Source organism: Undibacterium sp. 14-3-2 (assembly GCF_016595265.1).
GTDB lineage: Bacteria > Pseudomonadota > Gammaproteobacteria > Burkholderiales > Burkholderiaceae_D > Undibacterium > Undibacterium aquatile.
This window is the reverse complement of the sequence record NZ_JAENGS010000005.1, coordinates 275,732-295,200: the sequence shown is the minus strand read 5'-3', so window position 1 is coordinate 295,200 and position 19,469 is coordinate 275,732. Positions and strand designations below refer to the sequence as shown.

The window sequence follows — 19,469 nt, the reverse complement described above, 5'->3', positions numbered from 1 at the left end:
TAAAGGATTGAAAATGTCACAATCGACACAATTAGCCAACGAAACTAAATCTTCCGCTCACGAAGGGAATTCTGATGTCGCGGGCAATGAGTTTCTTGCGTTTACCCTGGGAAATGAGGAATACGGCATTGATATTTTAAAAGTCCAGGAAATTCGTGGGTACGAAGCGGTCACCAGGATTGCAAATGCGCCCGAATTTTTGAAGGGCGTGATTAATCTGCGAGGAATTATCGTTCCGGTTGTAGACATGAGAATTAAGTTTAATCTGGGAAGCCCGACTTATGATCAGTTTACAGTTGTCATCATCTTAAACATTGAAGGCAGAATTGTTGGGATGGTAGTGGACAGTGTGTCAGATGTCACAACCTTATTGCCGAGTCAGGTCAGACCTGCGCCAGAAATGGGAACGACCTTCAGCACTGATTTTCTGATTGGTTTAGGGACGTTAGAAGATCGAATGCTGATTCTGGTCGATATAGATAAATTGATGTCTAGCCCAGAAATGGGACTCGTCGATCAATTAGCTTAGGTAGTAAATTTTTCTTTAAGATCATAATAAAAACAGAATAACTGTTTATCAGGGAGATAGTTGTGAATTTACGTAATTTGAAGATTGGTACTCGTTTAGCTTTAGGATTTGCCCTTATTCTCGGTGGTATTGTTGCGGTGATGTTGCTGGTCAATGCATTGAATGCGTCGAATCGTAAAGAGATGTCGGAAAACTTGCGCCTGGCAAACCAAAAGCAGGCACTGGCTAATCTGATGAAAAGCTCGCTTTATGAAAGTGGTATTGCAATGCGTAATATCGGTATCCAATCGGACGTCGGTGAGATGCAAAAAGAAGAAGGACGAGTTAAGGCACAGCGTAAGTTATACGATGATTCAAAAGAGAAAATTTCAGCTTTAGGATTAAGCGATGATGAAAAAAAGATCGTTGACGAGATAGCTAAATTAGATAAAGAAGCCTCAGGCCCTTTTAAAGATGCGGTCGGTCAAGCTTTGGCTTTTAACGCTGAAGGGGCAGTAAAAATAATTGCAACGGTTTTAGACCCAATTAGTAATAAACAAATTATTGAAATCAATAAGTTGGTTGAGCTACAGGCCGTCGCCGCTACTCAGGCATTTGATCGTGCAGACTCTGCAGCTAAAAAGTTGTCTTACATTCTTTACGTGATTCTGGTTTTTGCGCTCGGTATAGGTGCATTGATCGCGTGGATACTGACTAACAGCATCACTAAACCTTTATCTGAAGCGCTTGGTTTGGCTGAAACAGTTGCCAGCGGTGATTTGTGTAGTGATGTTGTTGTTGCAGGTAGTGATGAGGTCTCGTCGCTACTGCTCGCGCTGAGAAACATGAACAGCAGCTTGGCCGCAACCGTTGGCAAAGTTAGGGAAGGAACCGAAACAATTACTTTTGCTGCTCAGGAAATCGCGTCCGGAAATGCAGATCTTTCCCAACGCACTGAATCTCAAGCGAGTTCTTTGGAAGAAACTGCCAGTTCTATCGAAGAGTTGACAAGTACTGTGAAGCAAAATGCAGACAATGCGCGGCAGGCAAATCAGTTGGTCGTATCTGCGACCGGTGTTGCAGTTAAAGGTGGGGCTGTTGTCGGTCAGGTTGTGAATACCATGGGATCAATTAAAGACAGTTCGAGAAAAATTGTCGATATTATTGGTGTTATTGATGGGATTGCTTTTCAAACGAATATTCTCGCGTTGAATGCCGCAGTTGAGGCAGCCAGGGCGGGGGAGCAAGGGCGAGGCTTTGCGGTTGTTGCTGCTGAAGTGAGAAATTTAGCGCAACGCAGTGCTGGCGCAGCAAAAGAAATTAAATCCTTGATTGACGACTCGGTTGATAAGGTTGATCAAGGAAGTAAGCTGGTGGATGAGGCTGGTAAAACGATGGATGAAATCGTCACTAGCGTCCAGCATGTTGCCGATATCATGAGCGAAATAGCGGCTGCAAGTCAGGAGCAAAGCGCTGGAATTGAGCAAGTCAATCTGGCAATTACTCAGATGGATGAAATGACTCAGCAAAATGCTGCGTTAGTTGAGCAGGCGGCAGCTGCAGCTGAAAGTATGGAGGAGCAAGCTGTCGAATTGGCTAGAGCTGTAAGTGTATTTAAATTGTCTGATTCGCTGCAGCCAGTGGTCAGACCTGTTACGCAATATCGTGAATCGGTAGTCAAACCAAATCAGGTTAAACCAGCGGCATTGCCTTCGGCAACAAAAAACACAGAATCTTTCAATGTTAAGAAGGTTGCCGCAGATGACTCATGGGAAGAGTTTTGATTTTTAATTAATGCGTGTTCGTATGTGGACCCGGGTGTTCTTTGGTGCTTAATAAGTTCTGAGTTTAGTTTTGAAAGTCTTTGATGAGAAATATTGGCGCAAAAGAAAGATCAGAAAACTCAAAGGAGTTTGAATTTAACTCTCGTGACTTTGATCGTGTGAGAGAGCTGATATATAAGCGGGCAGGCATATCTCTCGCCGATAGCAAGCAAGAGATGGTTTATAGTCGTCTCGCAAGGCGCTTACGGGCGACCGGAATAAATTCATTCTCGGATTATCTGAACAGTTTGGAGAGAGAGCACGATAGTTTGGAGTGGGAGGCTTTTACGAATGCCTTAACTACAAATTTGACATCCTTTTTTCGGGAAGAACACCATTTCCCTATTCTTGCGGATTTTGTAAAAAATCGTAAGCAACCAATTCAAATTTGGTGTTCCGCCAGTTCTACCGGAGAGGAGCCTTATTCGATTGCCATGACTCTTTGTGAGGCCTTTGGTACTTTGCGTCCCCCAGCGCATATCGTGGCTACGGATATTGATACTAACGTTTTGAATACTGCGTCGAAAGGTGTTTATAACATCGACAGGGTAGAGAAATTATCTCCAGATCGGGTGAAAAAATTTTTCCTTAAAGGAAAAGGTAACCAAGATGGACTTGTCAGAGTAAGGCAAGAGCTAATCGATATGATTACCTTCAAACAGCTTAATTTGCTTGCTGATAGTTGGCCGCTGTCGGGGGAGTTTGACGCGATTTTTTGTCGAAACGTGATGATCTATTTTGATAAGCCCACTCAGGGCAAAATTCTCAGGAAATTCGTTCCATTAATGAAGCACGATGCATTATTGTTCGCGGGACATTCTGAGAATTTTTTATACGTGTCGGATGATTTTAAGTTGAAGGGGAAAACCGTGTACGAGCTTTCTTCTGGTAATGCTGCCAATGGACGAGTTGCAACAAATCATTTGCACAAAGGTAGCTTATGAGTAAGTTGAGTGAAGAGCATTTTGCAACAAACGTATATTTTGACAGGACGTTTGATTGTGACGCTGCAAAAATTTTGCCAGGAGAGTTTTATTTCACGAACAAAGACATGTTGATCGTGACGGTTCTTGGCTCTTGTGTTTCTGCTTGTATTCGTGATCGTGTGACTGGGGTAGGGGGGATGAATCACTTTATGCTCCCGGATACCGGTGGCGATGCAGATAATCCTGTTTCTGCCTCTATGCGTTACGGTACCTATGCAATGGAGGTGCTTATTAATGAGCTACTGAAAGCAGGTGCGAAGCGAGAAAACATGGAAGCAAAAGTTTTTGGTGGTGGAAACGTGTTACGTGGTTTTACAGCTATCAACGTAGGTGAGAGAAATGCAAAGTTTGTCCTGGATTACTTAAAGGCTGAGCGCATGCGTGTGATTGCGGAGGATCTGAATGATATCTATCCTCGCAAAGTATATTTTTTTCCAAAAACGGGTAAGGTTCTCGTCAAAAAATTAAAAGTAGAACACAATGACACACTGAGAAAACGTGAGCAGGATTATGCAAGTCGCTTAAAAACGACCTCTGTGGGTGGGGAAGTCGATTTGTTTTAATTTTGACCTGAATTTTTTGTAAGCTTCAGGCGAATATGGAATTTTTCCAGATGAAAATAAAAGTATTAATTGTTGATGATTCGGCGCTCATTCGTAGCGTCATGAGTGAAATTATTCGTAGCCAACCGGATATGGAAGTTGTTGGTGTCGCACCTGATCCACTGGTTGCCAGAGAACTGATTAAGCAGACTAATCCGGATGTTTTGACTTTAGATGTCGAAATGCCGAAGATGGATGGTTTGGATTTTCTTGAGCGCCTGATGCGTTTGAGGCCGATGCCGGTCATTATGGTGTCCTCACTGACTGAGCGAGGGTCAGAGATCACGATGAAGGCTCTGGAGTTAGGGGCTGTTGATTTTGTCTCAAAGCCTAAAATGTCGATTCAGAGTGGCATGCTTGATTATGCTGAGTTAATCGCCGATAAAATCCGCATTGCGTCAAAAGCAAAAATCCGACCAAGAGTGCTTTCTGCTGTTGATCATACTAAAGATACGCCGGGTGCTTTGCCATTGGTGCGTAATCCTTTAACCAGTAGTGAAAAACTGATTATTATCGGTGCTTCCACCGGAGGCACTGAAGCGATAAAGAATTTTCTTGTGCAAATGCCGTCAGATTGTCCAGGCATTTTAATTACTCAGCATATGCCAGAAGGCTTTACCCGCTCGTTTGCAAAGCGACTTGACGGTTTATGTAAAATTTCTGTATCTGAGGCTGTGGGCGGAGAACGTGTTTTGCCTGGGCATGCGTATATTGCACCGGGACATTCACATTTACTCCTTGCCCGTAGTGGCGCTAATTATGTAACCCAACTCGATACCGGAGAGCCTGTAAATAGGCATCGCCCATCCGTTGATGTCCTGTTCCGTTCTGCTGCTACTTATGCCGGTAAAAATGCTGTTGGTGTTATATTGACTGGCATGGGGAAAGATGGTGCTGCCGGCATGTTGGAAATGAAAAACGCTGGTGCTTATAATTTTGCGCAAGATGAAGCAACTTGTGTAGTATTTGGAATGCCTCGGGAAGCAATTGCAATCGGTGCGACACATGAAGTTGCGCCCTTAAACGAATTGCCAACAAAGGTATTGCATTATTTGGCAACACATGGAAGCCGTGCACTTAGGGTCTGATGGAGCGAGGAGACATGCTTTAATGCAATTTAACCCACCTCTTATTCTTAAATTGACCGATAATATTAGTAATTGTATTCAAAGAAATAATGGAGTAATTCATGGCCGATCAAAACCTGAAATTTTTAGTTGTGGACGATTTTTCTACTATGCGTCGCATAGTAAGAAATTTGCTTAAAGAGTTAGGCTACTCCAATGTGGACGAGGCTGAGGACGGAGCGATGGGGCTTGCGAAGTTGAAAAACGGCGATTTCGACTTTATTATTTCTGACTGGAATATGCCTAATATGGATGGCCTCACTATGTTGCAACATATTCGTGCTGATCCTGCGCTTTCTAAAATTCCGGTTCTGATGGTTACTGCAGAGGCGAAGAAAGAAAACATTATTGCTGCTGCACAAGCTGGTGCGAATGGCTATGTTGTTAAGCCGTTTACTGCCGCAACCTTGGATGAAAAGCTTTCGAAAATTTTTGAGAAATTGGGTAAGAGCGCCTGATTTAAGCTGCTGCCAAATGCGGATGCGTTAGTGAGTTGGTTTATCATCAGACTTTCTATCTGACAGTTGTCTTGGTTTTGTAGGCACTTTGTGGCAGAGTGCCTGCCGAATATTCTGAAATGAGATACTTGCCTTAGTCGGATGAAATTGAAAAAATGACTGAATTTTTTTAAAATTATCTGCAAAAACCTCAAGACAAAAAATGCTCTTGCCTATCAGTGAAATCAAATGCGCTGTTGGATGAATTCTGTTCCTGATGATTTTGTCTTTGTGGTTAAATAAATAATAAATTCTATATGATTGAAGATAATTTCATCTTAAGAGAACCGCTGCTTGACCCTAAGCAACGCGTGATTGGTTTTCAGTTTTCATGGCAACAAGCGGATTCCAACGCTCAGTTAGACAGCCAAAATCTTGATTATTTACTGGAATTTGTTGCAGGTCATCTGAATGATGATGACGGTTTTTTACTTGCGGACAGCTTGGTGTTTCTTGAAGCATTGCCTGAATTATTGCATGCTGATGGACTCAAATCATTTCCACCAAAAAATACTGTCTTGATTTTGCATAAAAAGTATTTTGCAGATGAATCTACCCTGGAGGCAGTGAAGGAGCTGCGGGCTTTGGGCTTTGGCATTTGCCTTCGTGGAGCTGAAGTTACAACGCTGGAGCGTTCATTTTTTGCATTTGTCTCTCATATTGAGGTGCAGTTAAATGCGGCTAACTTTGCGTCTCAGGCAAAAGTATATGCATCCTTGAAGCAATCGTCGGTCAAGATGGTGGCGCGTAATGTATCTACGTGGCAGGATTTTGATGCTTGTGCAGCTTTAGGTTTGGATAGTTTTGTTGGGAAGTTGCATTTGATTCCAAGACCCAGTTCCGCGCCAAAAAGCTTGAATCCAGCGCAGACTACGATATTGCAGTTGATGGAAATGGTCAGAAAGAATGCGGATGTCCAGCAGCTGGAGTTGGTTGTTAAACGCGATGCTACGCTGGCATACAAGTTATTGCGTTACATTAATTCTGCTGGTTTTGGCCTGCGCACAGAAATTCAGTCGTTGAAGCATGCGGTACAAATGTTAGGCTACAGTCCGCTATACAGATGGTTAACTGTTTTGCTTGCAACCGCAAGTACCAGCGGATATTCTCCGGTTCTGCTGGAAACTGCAATTGTACGCGGGCGCTTTGCTGAGTTGCTCGGTCAAATGAAAATGCCGAAGTCTGAAGCGGAAAATCTTTTTGTTGCAGGGATGTTTTCCTTGCTTGATCGCTTACTTGGTTTGCCGATGGAAGATGTACTCTCGACTATACAGTTACCCGAAGTTGTTACCGAGGCATTGATTTCGAGGGAAGGGGTTTTTGGTCCTTACCTAGCCTTGGCAGAGGCATGTGAGTTGAATAGTATGCTGGTTGGTTCTTTGGCTGAGTCGTTAAAGATTTCCGCCGAGGACGTAAATACAGCTCATTTGGCTGCTTTAGTGTGGGCGAAAAATGTAGCGACAGCTGCATAACGATACTGATTGGCAAAAACGGCAAGCCTTCATGCTTGCCGTTTTTTTTATTTATTGATCTGATACAAAATTAATGATGAAGCGCGAGCATAACATTCAATTTCCAGAAATACCTCTTTGGTTGGTATGGGGTATTGTTTGTTATTTTGTGAGCTTCAAGTTGGGCAGCTATCCGATTCTGGATAACAACGAAGGATTGTACGCAGAAATCCCCCGTGAAATGTTACGTTCCGGTGATTGGCACCAGTGGATTATTCCTCATCTGAACGGGCTGCCATACATGGAGAAACCTCCTCTGTTGTATTGGTTGACTGCAGTTCTTTTTGCGGTATTTGGTGAGTCTGAGTGGGTCGCCAGGTTGGTTCCAGTGTTATCTGGCATTGGATGCGTAGGGCTGATTTTGTGGTTCACAAAAACGATCGGACGTGAGTACGCTGGCAGGTTGGCGGCTATTGTGTTTATCAGCAGTCTTGGCGTTACTGCGATGTCCCGTATCCTGATGTTTGATATGTTGCTGACGGTATTGTTGACGGCGGCAGTCATGTCGGGATATCTGTTCTGCGTAAGAAAACAACGTAAATTACTCTACGTATGTATGGCTATGCTGGCGCTTGCTTTGCTGGCGAAGGGATTTGTTGCGTTGATTTTATTTTTCGCGGTTATGGGCACTTACCTTGCGTTAAGCTCGTCAACGTTGAAAAACTTCCTGTCTCGTTTATATGAATGTTTGCACTGGAAGGGGTTGTTGGTTTTTTTCCTCATTGCGACTCCGTGGCATATCGCAGCAATGCTGGTTGAACCTATTTTTCCGTGGTTTTATTTCATTAACGAACACATCTTAAGATTCCTGGGGAAGAGGGAACCGCATGATTACTATGCAGGTGCCTGGTGGTATTACCTTCCACGGGCGTTGCTGTTTCTATTCCCATGGTCATTTTTCCTTCCGGTCTTAGCATTTGCCCGAACGAATATTGCACGTCAGCGGGATATGCATTTGTTCTTGTGTATTGCCTGGCTGATACCTATGGTATTTTTTTCTGTGTCCAGTGCGAAGGCAAATTATTATCTCGTGATTGTGATGCCATTTGTGGCTATACAGCTGGCTTTGATGTTGGAAGATACGAAGTTTGGTGGCCAATGGGGGCTCGTAATTCCGGGTGTACTGTTGTCAATTTTATTTTTTGCACTGACCTTGTGGTTTTTAAATGGGAAAAACGAAGCCCTGAATGGCCTGTTTATTAAGGGAATTTTTACCCGGTATTTTGCTGAAATTTTGTTGATCACATCAATTCTTGTGACATTTTTCTCATACCGTATACGTAAACTGGGTGTTTTGTTATACGTTTTGATTCCGATGATGAGTTTGCCTGCCATGTTGCAAGTGATCGATGTGAGGCAAAATTATATTTCCACAAAAGAAGTTGTTGCATGGTTGAGGACGGATTTTCCTCGGTCTGAGGTTATCTTGTACCGTGTTTTTGAGCATCAATCTTCATTGCCATTTTATTTGAAAGCCCCGGTTCGAATCGTTGATAGTCGAAGCAGTGATTTATTTTGGGGTAACAAGCTTCACAAAAATAATATCGTGCTAAGCGATATGCAGTTTCAGATTCTGCTTGATAAGCAAAAGATTGCATTGATGGTTCTGAAAGAAGATTTACCTGATTTCAGACAAAAGAAGTATTTTTCTGAATTTAAACTGACCAGAGAATCTGGTAATACTCTGATTTTTACCAATTAATTCAGATATTTACTGAATTTAAAACCGATGCCTTCTGGAGCCTGTAAGGGCATCAAGGTATAATCACGTTTTTCTCATCCAACCTGCGATAGTTAGAGAGAAACTGTCTCCTGCTATTGCCTCAACTACTCCTCTAGCCATGTTGATATTGCCAGGCTCCAATGCCCTGTCTGCTTTCCGTACATCCAATCTTCTGAATCGTTTGCAGGAAGTCGATGCAAATATTATCGGCGTCACTGCAAGATACCAACATTTTGTTGATGTCAGCGTTGAATTGCAAAAGAACGATATTGAACGTCTTGAAGCTTTATTAGTTTACGGCGACCGTTTCAATGGATCTCAGGACGGTGAATCTTTTATTGTTATTCCGCGTATCGGCACGATTTCTCCGTGGGCAAGTAAAGCAACTGATATTGCGCACAATTGTGGTATGCATCAGGTGCATCGTATCGAGCGTGGTATCAGTTACTTTGTACAAATGAAAACAGGCTTTTTTGGTGGAACCAAAGAAGTGAAGCCGTCATCCCGAGAAGCCATCTCTGCTTTATTGCATGATCGTATGACTGAAATGGTATTGACGAATCTTGGCGATGCCTGTGCACTGTTTTCCGAGTTGCAAGCAAAACCTTTGGAATCTGTTGATATTCTGAGCGGTGGTAAAAATGCCTTGCTGAATGCCAATACCGAGTTAGGCCTTGCCTTATCCGATGATGAAATCGATTATCTGGTAGATGCTTTTAATTCCGTCAAACGTAATCCGACTGATGTTGAATTAATGATGTTTGCACAGGCAAACAGCGAGCATTGTCGGCATAAAATATTTAATGCAGACTGGACTATTGACGGTGTTGAGCAAGATAAGTCTTTGTTTCAGATGATTAAAAACACCCACGAGCTGCATCCACAGGGAACCATCGTTGCTTATAGTGATAATTCCTCAATTATCGAAGGTGCAAAGGTCCAGCGTTTTTATCCTCGCGACAGTAAAACGGGTACTTATGAGTTGTCGGAAGAATTAACCCATATTTTGATGAAGGTGGAGACGCATAACCATCCGACCGCAATTTCACCATTTCCAGGCGCATCTACCGGTGCAGGCGGCGAAATTCGTGATGAAGGTGCGACCGGCAGAGGGGCAAAACCTAAAGCAGGATTGACGGGATTTACCGTTTCTAATCTGTCACTCCCGGGAATGAATCAGCCTTGGGAAAACGCTACGGATTGTGATGGCGGTGCAGAAACAGAATCTACGTACGGAAAACCTGACCGCATCGCTTCGCCATTGCAAATCATGATTGATGGACCCTTGGGGGGAGCCGCATTTAACAATGAGTTTGGCCGCCCTAATTTAGGGGGCTATTTCCGTACTTATGAACAAAATGTTGGCGGTACAGTGTATGGCTACCATAAACCCATCATGATCGCTGGCGGTATCGGAAGTATTTCCGCCCAACATACCAAGAAAAATGATTTGCCGGTAGGCAGCTTGTTGATACAACTTGGTGGACCAGGTATGCGTATCGGGATGGGCGGCAGTGCCGCTTCTTCTATGGCGACGGGAACAAATACTGCTGATCTTGATTTCGATTCGGTTCAGCGCGGCAATCCTGAAATGGAGCGGCGCGCGCAGGAGGTGATCAATTCTTGCTGGCAAATGGCTGACGCGAATCCGATTTTATCTATCCATGATGTTGGCGCCGGTGGTTTGTCGAACGCGTTTCCTGAAATAACGAATGACGCAAAGCGTGGGGCCATATTTGATTTGCGCAAAGTGCATCTGGAAGAAAGCGGTATGGCGCCAAAAGAAATCTGGAGTAACGAATCACAAGAACGTTATGTACTCGCAATTGCTCCTGAGAGTCTGGAACTTTTCCGTGGCTTTTGTGAGCGCGAACGTTGTCCGTTTGCCGTAGTCGGTACTGCGACAGAAGAGCGTCAACTGAAAGTGATCGATCCAGAACATAGCAATACACCTGTCGATATGCCGATGAATGTATTGCTGGGCAAACCCCCTAAGATGCACAGAAACGTTGAGCGCCTGCAGGCATCATATAAGCCCTTGGATCTGACAGGCATCAGTCTTGATGATGCGGCGGAGCGCGTTTTAAGTTTACCTACAGTTGCTGATAAATCGTTTCTGATTACGATCGGCGACAGAACAGTTGGTGCAACGACCGTACGTGATCAGATGGTTGGACCATGGCAGGTACCTGTGGCTGATTGTGCCGTGACAACAATGAGTTTTGAGGGCGTTCTGGGTGAGGCAATGGCCATGGGTGAGCGCACTCCGCTCGCGGTCATTAATGCGCCTGCTTCCGGTCGTATGGCCGTTGGTGAGGCGATTACGAATATTGCTGCGGCACCGATCAAAGATATCTCAGATATCAAATTATCTGCAAACTGGATGGCGGCTTGCGGTCAGCCAGGTCAGGATGCTGCCTTGTTTGATACAGTGAAAGCTGTCGGCATGGATTTATGCCCGGCACTTGGCATCAGTATTCCAGTCGGTAAAGATTCGCTGTCAATGCGTACGACGTGGAAAGATAGTGGCGGCAATAAGTCTGTCACGTCGCCAGTGTCATTGATCATATCGGGTTTCTCACCTGTCTATGATGTGCGTAAGACACTGACACCGCAAATACGCCTGGATAAAGGTGATACAAGCCTGATTCTGATTGATCTTGGTCGTGGACGAAATCGCCTCGGTGCTTCGGCTTTTGCACAAGTGATGCAAGTAATTGGCAATGAGGTGCCAGATGTTGACAGCGCGGCCGATCTCAAAGCCTTCTTCGCTGCTATTCAACAATTGAACAGTGAAGATAAACTGCTGGCTTACCATGACCGTTCTGACGGTGGTTTGTTTGTGACTTTGTGTGAGATGGCGTTTGCTGGTCGCGCAGGGCTGGCGATTAATCTCGATATCCTGACGATGGAAACCGAGCATGCTGCTGATCAGGGCGATGCCAAAAATTGGGCTGGGCAAGTGGCGGAAAGAAGAAATGATCTGACATTACGGGCGTTGTTCAATGAAGAATTGGGCGCTGTGATTCAGGTGCGCACCGAACAACGCTCTGAAGTCATGGATGTTTTACGTTCAAACAATCTTGGCGCCTGCAGCCACATTATTGGCAAACCAAATGCCAGTGACTCTATCGAGTTTTACCGTGACGTAAAACAGATATTCAAAAAACTCAGATCAGAGCTTCACCAAACATGGAGCAAAACCAGCTGGCAGATTGCACGCCTGCGTGATAATCCGGCTTGTGCCGATGCCGAATACGCTCGTATCAGTGATGTGCAAGACCCAGGGATGCAGCCCAAGTTAAGTTTTGATATCAATGATGATGTTGCTGCTCCGTTTATCGCTACCGGTGTTCGTCCTAAGGTGGCAATCTTGCGCGAACAGGGGGTGAACTCTCACGTCGAAACTGCGTATGTTATGCATAAGGCGGGATTTGAATCTGTCGATGTACATATGAGCGATTTGATTGCTGGTCGTGCGAATCTGAGTCATTTTAAAGGCTTGATCGCTGTCGGTGGCTTCTCTTATGGAGACGTATTGGGGGCGGGTGAGGGGTGGGCAAAAACGATCTTGTTTAATGCGATGTTGTCTCAGCAATTCTCTGAGTTTTTCCACAGAACTGACACATTTGGTTTGGGTATTTGTAATGGTTGTCAGATGATGAGTAATCTGAAATCGATTATTCCGGGGGCGGAAGCGTGGCCGAAATTTACCAAGAACAAATCTGAACAATTCGAAGCACGTTTTTCGATGGTTGAAGTGTTGGATTCTGCTTCTGTCTTTTTCAGTGGCATGGCGGGGACGCAAACTCCAATCGCGGTAGCCCACGGCGAAGGTTTTGCTGATTTTTCTACGACCGGTGATATTGCTAAGGCACAAGTGGCAATGCGATTCGTTAACAACAGCGGAGATGTTACTGAAAGTTATCCATACAATCCGAACGGTTCACCACAGGGAATTACTTCTGTAACGAATCTGGACGGACGCTTTACTGTGATGATGCCGCACGCCGAACGTGTGTTCCGCACAGCGATTCATTCATGGCATCCGGATGACTGGAATGATGACTCTCCGTGGATGCGCATGTTCCGAAATGCAAGAAAGTGGGTGGGTTGATCTACGGTTGAATTGAAGAAAGGGGGCTTTTGCCCCCTTTCTTATTTTTGTGATTTTGCTGATTTTATTTGACCGCATCGCAAATAAAAAAGAGGCGTTTAATACGCCTCTTTTTTGAACTGAACCTGATTACAATTACTGAACTTTTGCTTTTTTCACCAACGCTTGTTGATAAGCCTGCACTTTTTGTTGCTGCAGTCCATCAACGATCTGTGGTTTTACTTCTTCCAGTGTCGGGAATTTTGCTGTGCGTACATCATCTAATTTGATGATGTGAAAGCCAAATTCAGTTTTAACCGGTGTTTCGGTAAACTGACCCTTTTGCAAAGCAGTCATTGCTTGAGAGAATGCAGGAACAAATGTTGCTGGTGTTGCCCAGTCAAGATCGCCGCCTTTTGATGCGGATCCTGTATCTTTAGATTGTTTAGCTAATTCTTCAAATTTAGCGCCAGCTTTCAATTTCAAAATAATCGCTTTTGCATCATCTTCTTTTTCTACCAGAATATGATAGGCGTGATATTCCTTGTCGCCAGCTTGTGCTTTTGCTTTGTCGTATTCAGCCTGAACTTCGGCATCGGAAACAGGATTTTTCTTTACATAATCAATCATCAGCGCACGAATCAGCAAAGATTGACGGGCGATTTCCAATTGATTTTTTACTTCTGCATTCGACGCGAGGCCAGATTTTTCAGCTTCCTGCATTAATACTTCACGATTAATCAGCTCTTGCTTCACCATTGCGCGCAACTGTGGGCTGTCTTGCTGACCTTGCGATGCCAGTTGTTTGACCATGGCATCTACGCGAGAAGAAGGAATTGCTTTGCCATTGACTACAGCGAGATTTTGAGCCATTGCAGGCAGGGCTGTTGCAAGAAGTACTACCAGCAAATGAGCAGGTTTAAAAGTCATTGTCTGTTCCTAAAATAACAAAATAAAAAACGGATTATAAGTAAACTGCTTAGGTTAGGTCGGTATCTCTGACGGAGCAAGTGCACTGATTGCCAGTGCGTGAATTTCCGTGTGCATCATATCGCCAATGGCATCATACACCAGACGATGGCGGGAAATGCGATTTAAGCCTTCAAATTGAGGACAAATTATTTTCAAACTGTAATGACTTCCTCCTGATGCGGCACCTGCATGTCCTGCATGTGCATGGGAGTCATCCTGAAGTTCACACAGTACAGGGTGCAAATTTTCTGTCAGACGTATGTGTAATTTTTCAAAACGGGTCATGACTCAGTTTCTTCCATGTATTTTGTTAAAAATAAGCTTTGAATAATAACGAATGCAGGCATGATCCCTATCATGGATATCAGCTTGAAATTCGCCCAGGCTGACGTCGTGAAATTGTAGGCTACCAGCAAATTTGCGATCCCCATTACTAAAAAAAAGCAGATCCACGCAAGACTGAGGCGAGACCAGATTTGTTCCGGGAGTTTTACTTGCGATTCCATTGCAGTACGGATCAGATTTTTCTTAAAGCCAAACTGTGCCAGCATAAACGCGACGGCATAACACCAGTAAAGAACAGTTGGTTTCCATTTAATAAATGCTTCGCTATGGAAATAAATAGTTGCGCTGCCGAATACCATGATGACGATGAATGAAATCCAAAGCATTGCATCGACCTTCTTTCTGCGTATAAGCAGATAGGCGATCTGGCATACAGATGCAACCAGTGTCACAGCCGTGGCAAGTAGAATTGGCGCAACTTCCTCGGTGCTGCCGCCACCGGACACAAGTCCGGAAAGAAATTCAGTTACATACGCCTGTGCAGCAGTAGGGTGGTTTTCTCCCCATTTGAACGTCACAAAAAACAGAATGACGGGGAAAATATCAAATAAAAATTTCATTAAAAGTTACTCAGGCAAAGGTTCAAATTTCAAGGAGGCAGAATTAATGCAATAACGTAGTCCTGTTGGCGGTGGGCCATCAGTAAAGACGTGCCCAAGGTGAGCGTCGCAGATATTACACACAATTTCGGTGCGAGTCATGCCGTGAGACGTGTCCAGTTTTTCCAGTACATTTGCCGGATTCAGTGCACGAAAATAACTTGGCCATCCGCAGCCAGAATCAAATTTTGTATCGGATGCAAACAGTGGTGTATTGCAGCAGACGCAAGTATAGATGCCGATATCGTGGTGATCCCAGTATTTTCCGGTAAACGCTCTTTCCGTTGCTGCATGGCGCGTAACTTGATATTCGACAGGATCAAGCTGAGCGCGCCATTCAGCATCGGTCTTATGTATTTTATTCATATTTTCTTTCGTTTTACGACGAACAACTGATTTCGAGATGTTGTGCCCAAGTCGGTGGCTCGTCTGCGTATAGATGATGCTCTGGCTGTTCATCAAAAGGGTGTTCGAGAATTGTCAGCAGCTTTTGGACTTCACTGAAATCCTTATTTTGCGCTTTTTTAATCGCAATTTGCGCAAGATAGTTTCGCAGCACATATTTGGGATTGCTTGCTTGCATACGGCTTTGTCTTTCTTCGGCTTTACTGACTTCAGAGACCAGCCGTGCCCGGTAAAGTTCCAGCCAATCAACCGCAGCTTGAGTATTGCTGAATAAGCTGACGAAATCGTCGTCTTTTGAGTTGGCGTGATTTTCGAGGTGACTCAGGTATCTGAAGGTGTGTGTGAAATCAGCATGGTTTTCCTGCATGATATTAAATAGCTGTTCAGTCAGTTCCTTATCGTCGTTTTGAATGGTCAATAATCCGAGTTTTTTACGTAGCAGTGCTTCCCATTTATTTGTAAAAGAAAACGAGTAACAGTCCAGTGCCAGTTGGGTATCTTCTACACTGCCTATCAGGGGCAGTAATGCCTGGCCAAGCGCATGTGTATTCCAGTGTCCAATTGTGGGCTGCATACGGTAGGAGTATCGGCCCTGTTGATCAGTATGATTACAAATGTGCCTTTCATCATACTTTTCCATAAATCCAAACGGACCATAGTCCAGAGTTAAGCCCAGGATAGACATGTTGTCTGTATTCATGACGCCATGCATGAATCCGACTGACTGCCAGCAGGCGATCAGTTCAGCTGTTTTTTGCGTTACTGTACTGAGGAATGCCTGATAGGGATTAGGCTGTTCCAGTGCTTCAGGATAGTGATGCCTGATCACAAAATCCGCCAGAATTTTTAATTCGTCAGGACGGTTGTTGTAGTACCAATGCTCAAATGATCCAAAACGGATAAAGCTAGGAGCGAGTCGCGTAACAACCGCGCTGGTTTCTACCGTTTCTCGCATCACGCCCTGATCAGACCCAGTGATCGCCAACGCTCTGGATGTCGGTATTCCCAGTGCCTGCATTGCTTCGGAACACAAGAGTTCACGGATCGACGATCTCAGTACTGCTCGTCCATCGCCGGAGCGGGAATAGGGGGTTGGGCCTGCGCCCTTCAGTTGAACTTCAAAGCGTTGTTGATGTTTATCTATGGCATCACCTAAAAGAATCGCCCGACCATCACCTAGTTGCCCTGCCCATGCGCCAAATTGATGACCTGAGTAAATGCTGGCCAGTGGATTCGCTCCAGGAATATTACAATTTCCAGTGAAAGCCTCAACGTATCTTGGTGTGAGCAGCAATGCCGGATCCAGATTGAATTGTGCCGCAACTGGTGTACTGACGGCGATGGCGTATGGTTGTGGTAGCGGAGTAGGCTGCAAGTGCGTATAGAAACTGGCTGGCAGACGTGAAAAGGCGCTGGGTTGTAAAAAATCATCCAGATCGCTCACTTGCTTTACTAATGATGATGTTGGCATTGCACGGAATAATGAATATGAATGCCGTTATTCTGACAGAGTACGCGAAAGTCTGTTTTTTCGTATTGCTGTAAGAAAGGGGGAGCGGGCAAGCAGAAAATATAAGGGCTTCAATCCAATCGGAGTGAAGCCCTTTTGTACTTGATGCACTGTGAGAAAAACTACGCCGTCATCATCTCGCGAACTTTGCAGCCGTCAATAAGGAAAGACAAGCTGGTAACCAGAACGAGTTCGCCTTCAGCCGAGCGAGCAGTGCCAGTAATGCCGGGGGTGCTGATGCAGGTGAGTGGTTTGATCACCAGATCTGCGGTTCCATCTACCGAATCTACCGATAAAATATAAGGATTTGGCGCAGCGATCACAATGCCAACCCGTTCTGACGATGGCATGTAACCGAGCACTTTGCCCAGAGATTTAACAGGTAATGGGCGCCCCAGATCGCGAAGCACAGGTTGACCGCCGACACTTTCAAATGTCTCAGGCAATTCCACAACACGTTGCACTGTTGCCATAGGAAGTGCCAAGGATGCGCCATCGGTACGCACTAGCATCGTTGGGACAATAGAAAGCTCAATTGGTAAGCGGATTAAAAACGTCGTACCTTTGCCTAATTCTGATGAAATGCGGATTGCACCGCGATGACGTTCTACGGCTGTTTTTACAACGTCCATACCTACGCCACGACCCGAAACGCTGGAGGCGACTTCTTTGGTGGAGAAGCCAGGTAAAAACACGAGTTGGAAAGCTTCATCATCAGTTCGCGCATCGTGTGCGTTGATCAGACCTTTCGAGATGGCTTTATCGCGGAGTCGTTGCGCGTCCATGCCTTTGCCGTCATCAGACACTTCAATCATGACGCTGCTGGCTTCTTGCCACGCTTTCAGTGAAATGGTTGATCTTGCTGTTTTATTGCTTGCCAAACGTTCTTCTGCAGTTTCAATGCCATGATCCAGCGCATTGCGCAGCATGTGCACCAATGGATCGTACAGACTATCAACAACAACACGGTCAACTTCTGTTTCTGCTCCCTCAATATTTAAATCCACCTCTTTGCCCAAGTCTCTTGCCAGTTCGCGGACTAGGCGAGGGAATTTCTGAAACAGGCGCCCGACAGGTTGCATGCGGGTGGCTAACGTTGCGCGTTGCAGTTCAGTTGAGTAACGAGATGCGCGGGTCAGTGTCTCTGTCAGTGCTGCCATCAGAGGTGCAGCCTGACCATCAAACTTGAATTGCGATAATTTTTCCAGTAAAACCGCAGCCTGGTTTGCAGCTTGTACAGATTCGCCTGCTACCTCAAGCAGGACGTTCAGCTTCACAGCATCTATCCGTATGCTTTCTTCTTTGGCTGGGGCTGTATGCTTGACGTCTGTGCTGGACAAAGACGATTTAACTGCTTCGTGTTCTTCTTTTGCAGAAGGCGCTTTGGGAGCCGTTACGGCAGTCGCTACTGGTTCAGGTAACGTGCCGACCGGAGTTACTGCTCTGTAATATGCTTCCCAATCGACGCCATCAGTATTGTTGGCTGATGGCGTCGATGTACTAACCGCAACCGATTCAGGCGCAGTTGCCGCTACTTGAGGTGTTGCTGGTGCCGCGGCTTTTTTACTGACCCCCTTGCTCTCAATGGCATCTGTCAGCATCGCTTCCAGAGCTTTCGGCATCGTTGAAAGTTGTTCAGGAGGGACGCCGTTGTTCAGTGCGGTAAGTTGATCGGCAACAAAACCGCTGGCTTCCAATGCTGCCTCGATCGCTTCAGGTGTGACCGCGACTTGGCCGGTTCTCAATGCATCAAACAGGTTTTCTGTTAAATGACATGCAGAAACCATTGCAGACAGATTCATAAAACCCGCGCCACCTTTGATCGTATGGAACGATCGGAAGACGGCATTCAGTGTATTCATGTCGCCCGGATTACGTTCGAGAGACAACAGGTGTTCTTCTACGTTTGTCGCGAGATCGAGTGCCTCAACGACAAATTCTTTGAGCATATCATCCATCAGAAACCCAGGCTATCAAGAAGATTATCTACGTCATCCTGTTCCAGTGCGGCGTTCGGTACGGATGGCCCCTCCATTAATTCGACTGCTTTCTCTTTCAACTCTGTCGGCGCATTATCAAGAAGTATCTGAGCCAATTCGTGCTCGACCGCTTTATTGATTGCAACGACTTTCTTGATTAACTGACCAGTCAGATCCTGAAAATCTTGCGCCATCATGATATCGAGAAGACGAGCTTTTTCCGCATCCGTCGCTGTCAGAACTGCATTGGCAAAAGTTTTGGAGTCTGATGCCAATGACTTGAATTCTTCTACGCTGAGTTTGCCTTCAAATAAATCGGTCCAACGCACGTCCATGCTCTTCGCTTTTTTGGCGAGTTCATCCTGCTCAGGCATTCCGAGGTCAGTCGCATTGAGTACTTTATTTGCCGCTTGTTCTGTCAATGTTGCAACATACTCCAGCCTATCCTGCGCATCTGCAACCTGAATCGCGACATCAGAGAGGGAGCGATCATAGCCTAACTGTCGCATTGAATCATGCAACATGCGGACAACGTTGCCTAAACGATCAAAAATAGGCTTTGTAGACTCAATGTCTGTGTTGCGCGGATTCAGTTTCGGTGGTTGTTCACCAACCTGCATTACGTTGTTTGTCGTTGCTGAAGCAGAGTCCGTTCCTGCGGAGGGTGACGTTTCTGTTTCCTGGCGTTGACTTGCCATCTCTTCAAACAATGCATCAAGATCATCTGCTGAATCGGTCATATTCTTCACTCTCCATAATCGCTGTGACTTTTGTGCAATTTTTCCA

The 19,469-nt window shown here is 45.2% G+C and carries 16 protein-coding genes; 9 read left to right on the top strand and 7 right to left on the bottom strand.

Annotation, left to right across the window (positions count from 1 at the left end; all coding sequences use genetic code 11):
• Positions 1-13: 13 nt before the first annotated feature.
• The 9 genes from Undi14_RS13280 (at position 14) to purL (ending at position 12,894) form a co-directional block, all read left to right on the top strand.
• The gene (locus Undi14_RS13280; RefSeq protein ID WP_186885545.1) at positions 14-529 is read left to right on the top strand and encodes a chemotaxis protein CheW; all 516 of its coding nucleotides are present in this window, start codon (positions 14-16) and stop codon (positions 527-529) included.
• Positions 530-591: 62 nt separating this feature from the next.
• Positions 592-2,292 carry a methyl-accepting chemotaxis protein gene (locus tag Undi14_RS13275; protein ID WP_200180762.1) on the top strand — a complete coding sequence of 567 codons (1,701 nt, stop codon included), beginning with the start codon at positions 592-594 and terminating at the stop codon, positions 2,290-2,292.
• An 83-nt stretch (positions 2,293-2,375) separates the two neighbouring features.
• Positions 2,376-3,275, top strand: a complete 900-nt coding sequence (locus tag Undi14_RS13270; protein ID WP_200180760.1) for a CheR family methyltransferase — start codon at positions 2,376-2,378, stop codon at positions 3,273-3,275.
• The gene (cheD, locus tag Undi14_RS13265; protein ID WP_186885542.1) at positions 3,272-3,880 is read left to right on the top strand and encodes a chemoreceptor glutamine deamidase CheD; all 609 of its coding nucleotides are present in this window, start codon (positions 3,272-3,274) and stop codon (positions 3,878-3,880) included. The genes Undi14_RS13270 and cheD overlap by 4 nt, the downstream gene beginning before the upstream one ends.
• Positions 3,881-3,930: 50 nt before the next feature.
• Positions 3,931-5,007 (top strand): chemotaxis response regulator protein-glutamate methylesterase, encoded by a 1,077-nt coding sequence (locus Undi14_RS13260; RefSeq protein ID WP_186885541.1) that lies wholly within the window; start codon positions 3,931-3,933, stop codon positions 5,005-5,007.
• A 101-nt stretch (positions 5,008-5,108) separates the two neighbouring features.
• The gene (gene cheY / locus Undi14_RS13255) at positions 5,109-5,504 is read left to right on the top strand and encodes a chemotaxis response regulator CheY (RefSeq protein WP_186885540.1); all 396 of its coding nucleotides are present in this window, start codon (positions 5,109-5,111) and stop codon (positions 5,502-5,504) included.
• Positions 5,505-5,800: 296 nt separating this feature from the next.
• The gene (locus tag Undi14_RS13250) at positions 5,801-7,015 is read left to right on the top strand and encodes an EAL and HDOD domain-containing protein (RefSeq protein WP_186885539.1); all 1,215 of its coding nucleotides are present in this window, start codon (positions 5,801-5,803) and stop codon (positions 7,013-7,015) included.
• A gap of 73 nt (positions 7,016-7,088) precedes the next feature.
• A complete protein-coding gene (locus tag Undi14_RS13245; RefSeq protein WP_200180757.1) occupies positions 7,089-8,756 on the top strand; it encodes a glycosyltransferase family 39 protein in 1,668 nt (555 codons plus the stop codon).
• 139 nt (positions 8,757-8,895) lie between these two features.
• Entirely contained in the window at positions 8,896-12,894 is a 3,999-nt protein-coding gene (gene purL, locus Undi14_RS13240) for a phosphoribosylformylglycinamidine synthase (RefSeq protein ID WP_200180755.1), read from the top strand.
• 135 nt (positions 12,895-13,029) lie between these two features.
• On the opposite strand, the gene Undi14_RS13235 is transcribed toward purL, so the two are convergent.
• The 7 genes from Undi14_RS13235 to Undi14_RS13205 all read right to left on the bottom strand — a co-directional run bounded on the left by Undi14_RS13235 (position 13,030) and on the right by Undi14_RS13205 (position 19,423).
• Positions 13,030-13,803, bottom strand: a complete 774-nt coding sequence (locus Undi14_RS13235) for a peptidylprolyl isomerase (protein ID WP_200180753.1) — start codon at positions 13,801-13,803, stop codon at positions 13,030-13,032.
• 54 nt (positions 13,804-13,857) lie between these two features.
• Positions 13,858-14,130 carry a BolA family transcriptional regulator gene (locus Undi14_RS13230; protein WP_186885535.1) on the bottom strand — a complete coding sequence of 91 codons (273 nt, stop codon included), beginning with the start codon at positions 14,128-14,130 and terminating at the stop codon, positions 13,858-13,860.
• Entirely contained in the window at positions 14,127-14,750 is a 624-nt protein-coding gene (locus Undi14_RS13225; RefSeq protein WP_200180751.1) for a septation protein A, read from the bottom strand. The genes Undi14_RS13230 and Undi14_RS13225 overlap by 4 nt, the downstream gene beginning before the upstream one ends.
• A gap of 6 nt (positions 14,751-14,756) precedes the next feature.
• Positions 14,757-15,155: a peptide-methionine (R)-S-oxide reductase MsrB gene (msrB, locus tag Undi14_RS13220; protein WP_200180749.1), complete on the bottom strand. Its 399-nt coding sequence runs from the start codon at positions 15,153-15,155 to the stop codon at positions 14,757-14,759.
• A gap of 13 nt (positions 15,156-15,168) precedes the next feature.
• Complete coding sequence (locus tag Undi14_RS13215) at positions 15,169-16,665, bottom strand: protein adenylyltransferase SelO (protein WP_200180747.1); 1,497 nt, start codon at positions 16,663-16,665, stop codon at positions 15,169-15,171.
• A gap of 161 nt (positions 16,666-16,826) precedes the next feature.
• Positions 16,827-18,662: a chemotaxis protein CheA gene (locus Undi14_RS13210; RefSeq protein ID WP_200180746.1), complete on the bottom strand. Its 1,836-nt coding sequence runs from the start codon at positions 18,660-18,662 to the stop codon at positions 16,827-16,829.
• Positions 18,662-19,423 carry a protein phosphatase CheZ gene (locus Undi14_RS13205; RefSeq protein ID WP_186897240.1) on the bottom strand — a complete coding sequence of 254 codons (762 nt, stop codon included), beginning with the start codon at positions 19,421-19,423 and terminating at the stop codon, positions 18,662-18,664. The genes Undi14_RS13210 and Undi14_RS13205 overlap by 1 nt, the downstream gene beginning before the upstream one ends.
• Between the last annotated feature and the right edge of the window lie 46 nt (positions 19,424-19,469).

Excerpts from the sequence above, each read along its gene's own strand:
- Undi14_RS13280 (WP_186885545.1), top strand. The coding sequence starts at position 14 with ATGTCACAATCGACACAATTAGCCAACGAAACTAAATCTTCCGCTCAC.
- Undi14_RS13270 (WP_200180760.1), top strand. The coding sequence starts at position 2,376 with ATGAGAAATATTGGCGCAAAAGAAAGATCAGAAAACTCAAAGGAGTTT.
- cheD (WP_186885542.1), top strand. The coding sequence starts at position 3,272 with ATGAGTAAGTTGAGTGAAGAGCATTTTGCAACAAACGTATATTTTGAC.
- Undi14_RS13260 (WP_186885541.1), top strand. The coding sequence starts at position 3,931 with ATGAAAATAAAAGTATTAATTGTTGATGATTCGGCGCTCATTCGTAGC.
- cheY (WP_186885540.1), top strand. The coding sequence starts at position 5,109 with ATGGCCGATCAAAACCTGAAATTTTTAGTTGTGGACGATTTTTCTACT.
- Undi14_RS13250 (WP_186885539.1), top strand. The coding sequence starts at position 5,801 with ATGATTGAAGATAATTTCATCTTAAGAGAACCGCTGCTTGACCCTAAG.
- Undi14_RS13245 (WP_200180757.1), top strand. The coding sequence starts at position 7,089 with ATGATGAAGCGCGAGCATAACATTCAATTTCCAGAAATACCTCTTTGG.
- purL (WP_200180755.1), top strand. The coding sequence starts at position 8,896 with ATGTTGATATTGCCAGGCTCCAATGCCCTGTCTGCTTTCCGTACATCC.
- Undi14_RS13235 (WP_200180753.1), bottom strand. The coding sequence starts at position 13,803 with ATGACTTTTAAACCTGCTCATTTGCTGGTAGTACTTCTTGCAACAGCC.
- Undi14_RS13230 (WP_186885535.1), bottom strand. The coding sequence starts at position 14,130 with ATGACCCGTTTTGAAAAATTACACATACGTCTGACAGAAAATTTGCAC.
- Undi14_RS13225 (WP_200180751.1), bottom strand. The coding sequence starts at position 14,750 with ATGAAATTTTTATTTGATATTTTCCCCGTCATTCTGTTTTTTGTGACG.
- msrB (WP_200180749.1), bottom strand. The coding sequence starts at position 15,155 with ATGAATAAAATACATAAGACCGATGCTGAATGGCGCGCTCAGCTTGAT.
- Undi14_RS13215 (WP_200180747.1), bottom strand. The coding sequence starts at position 16,665 with ATGCCAACATCATCATTAGTAAAGCAAGTGAGCGATCTGGATGATTTT.
- Undi14_RS13210 (WP_200180746.1), bottom strand. The coding sequence starts at position 18,662 with ATGGATGATATGCTCAAAGAATTTGTCGTTGAGGCACTCGATCTCGCG.
- Undi14_RS13205 (WP_186897240.1), bottom strand. The coding sequence starts at position 19,423 with ATGACCGATTCAGCAGATGATCTTGATGCATTGTTTGAAGAGATGGCA.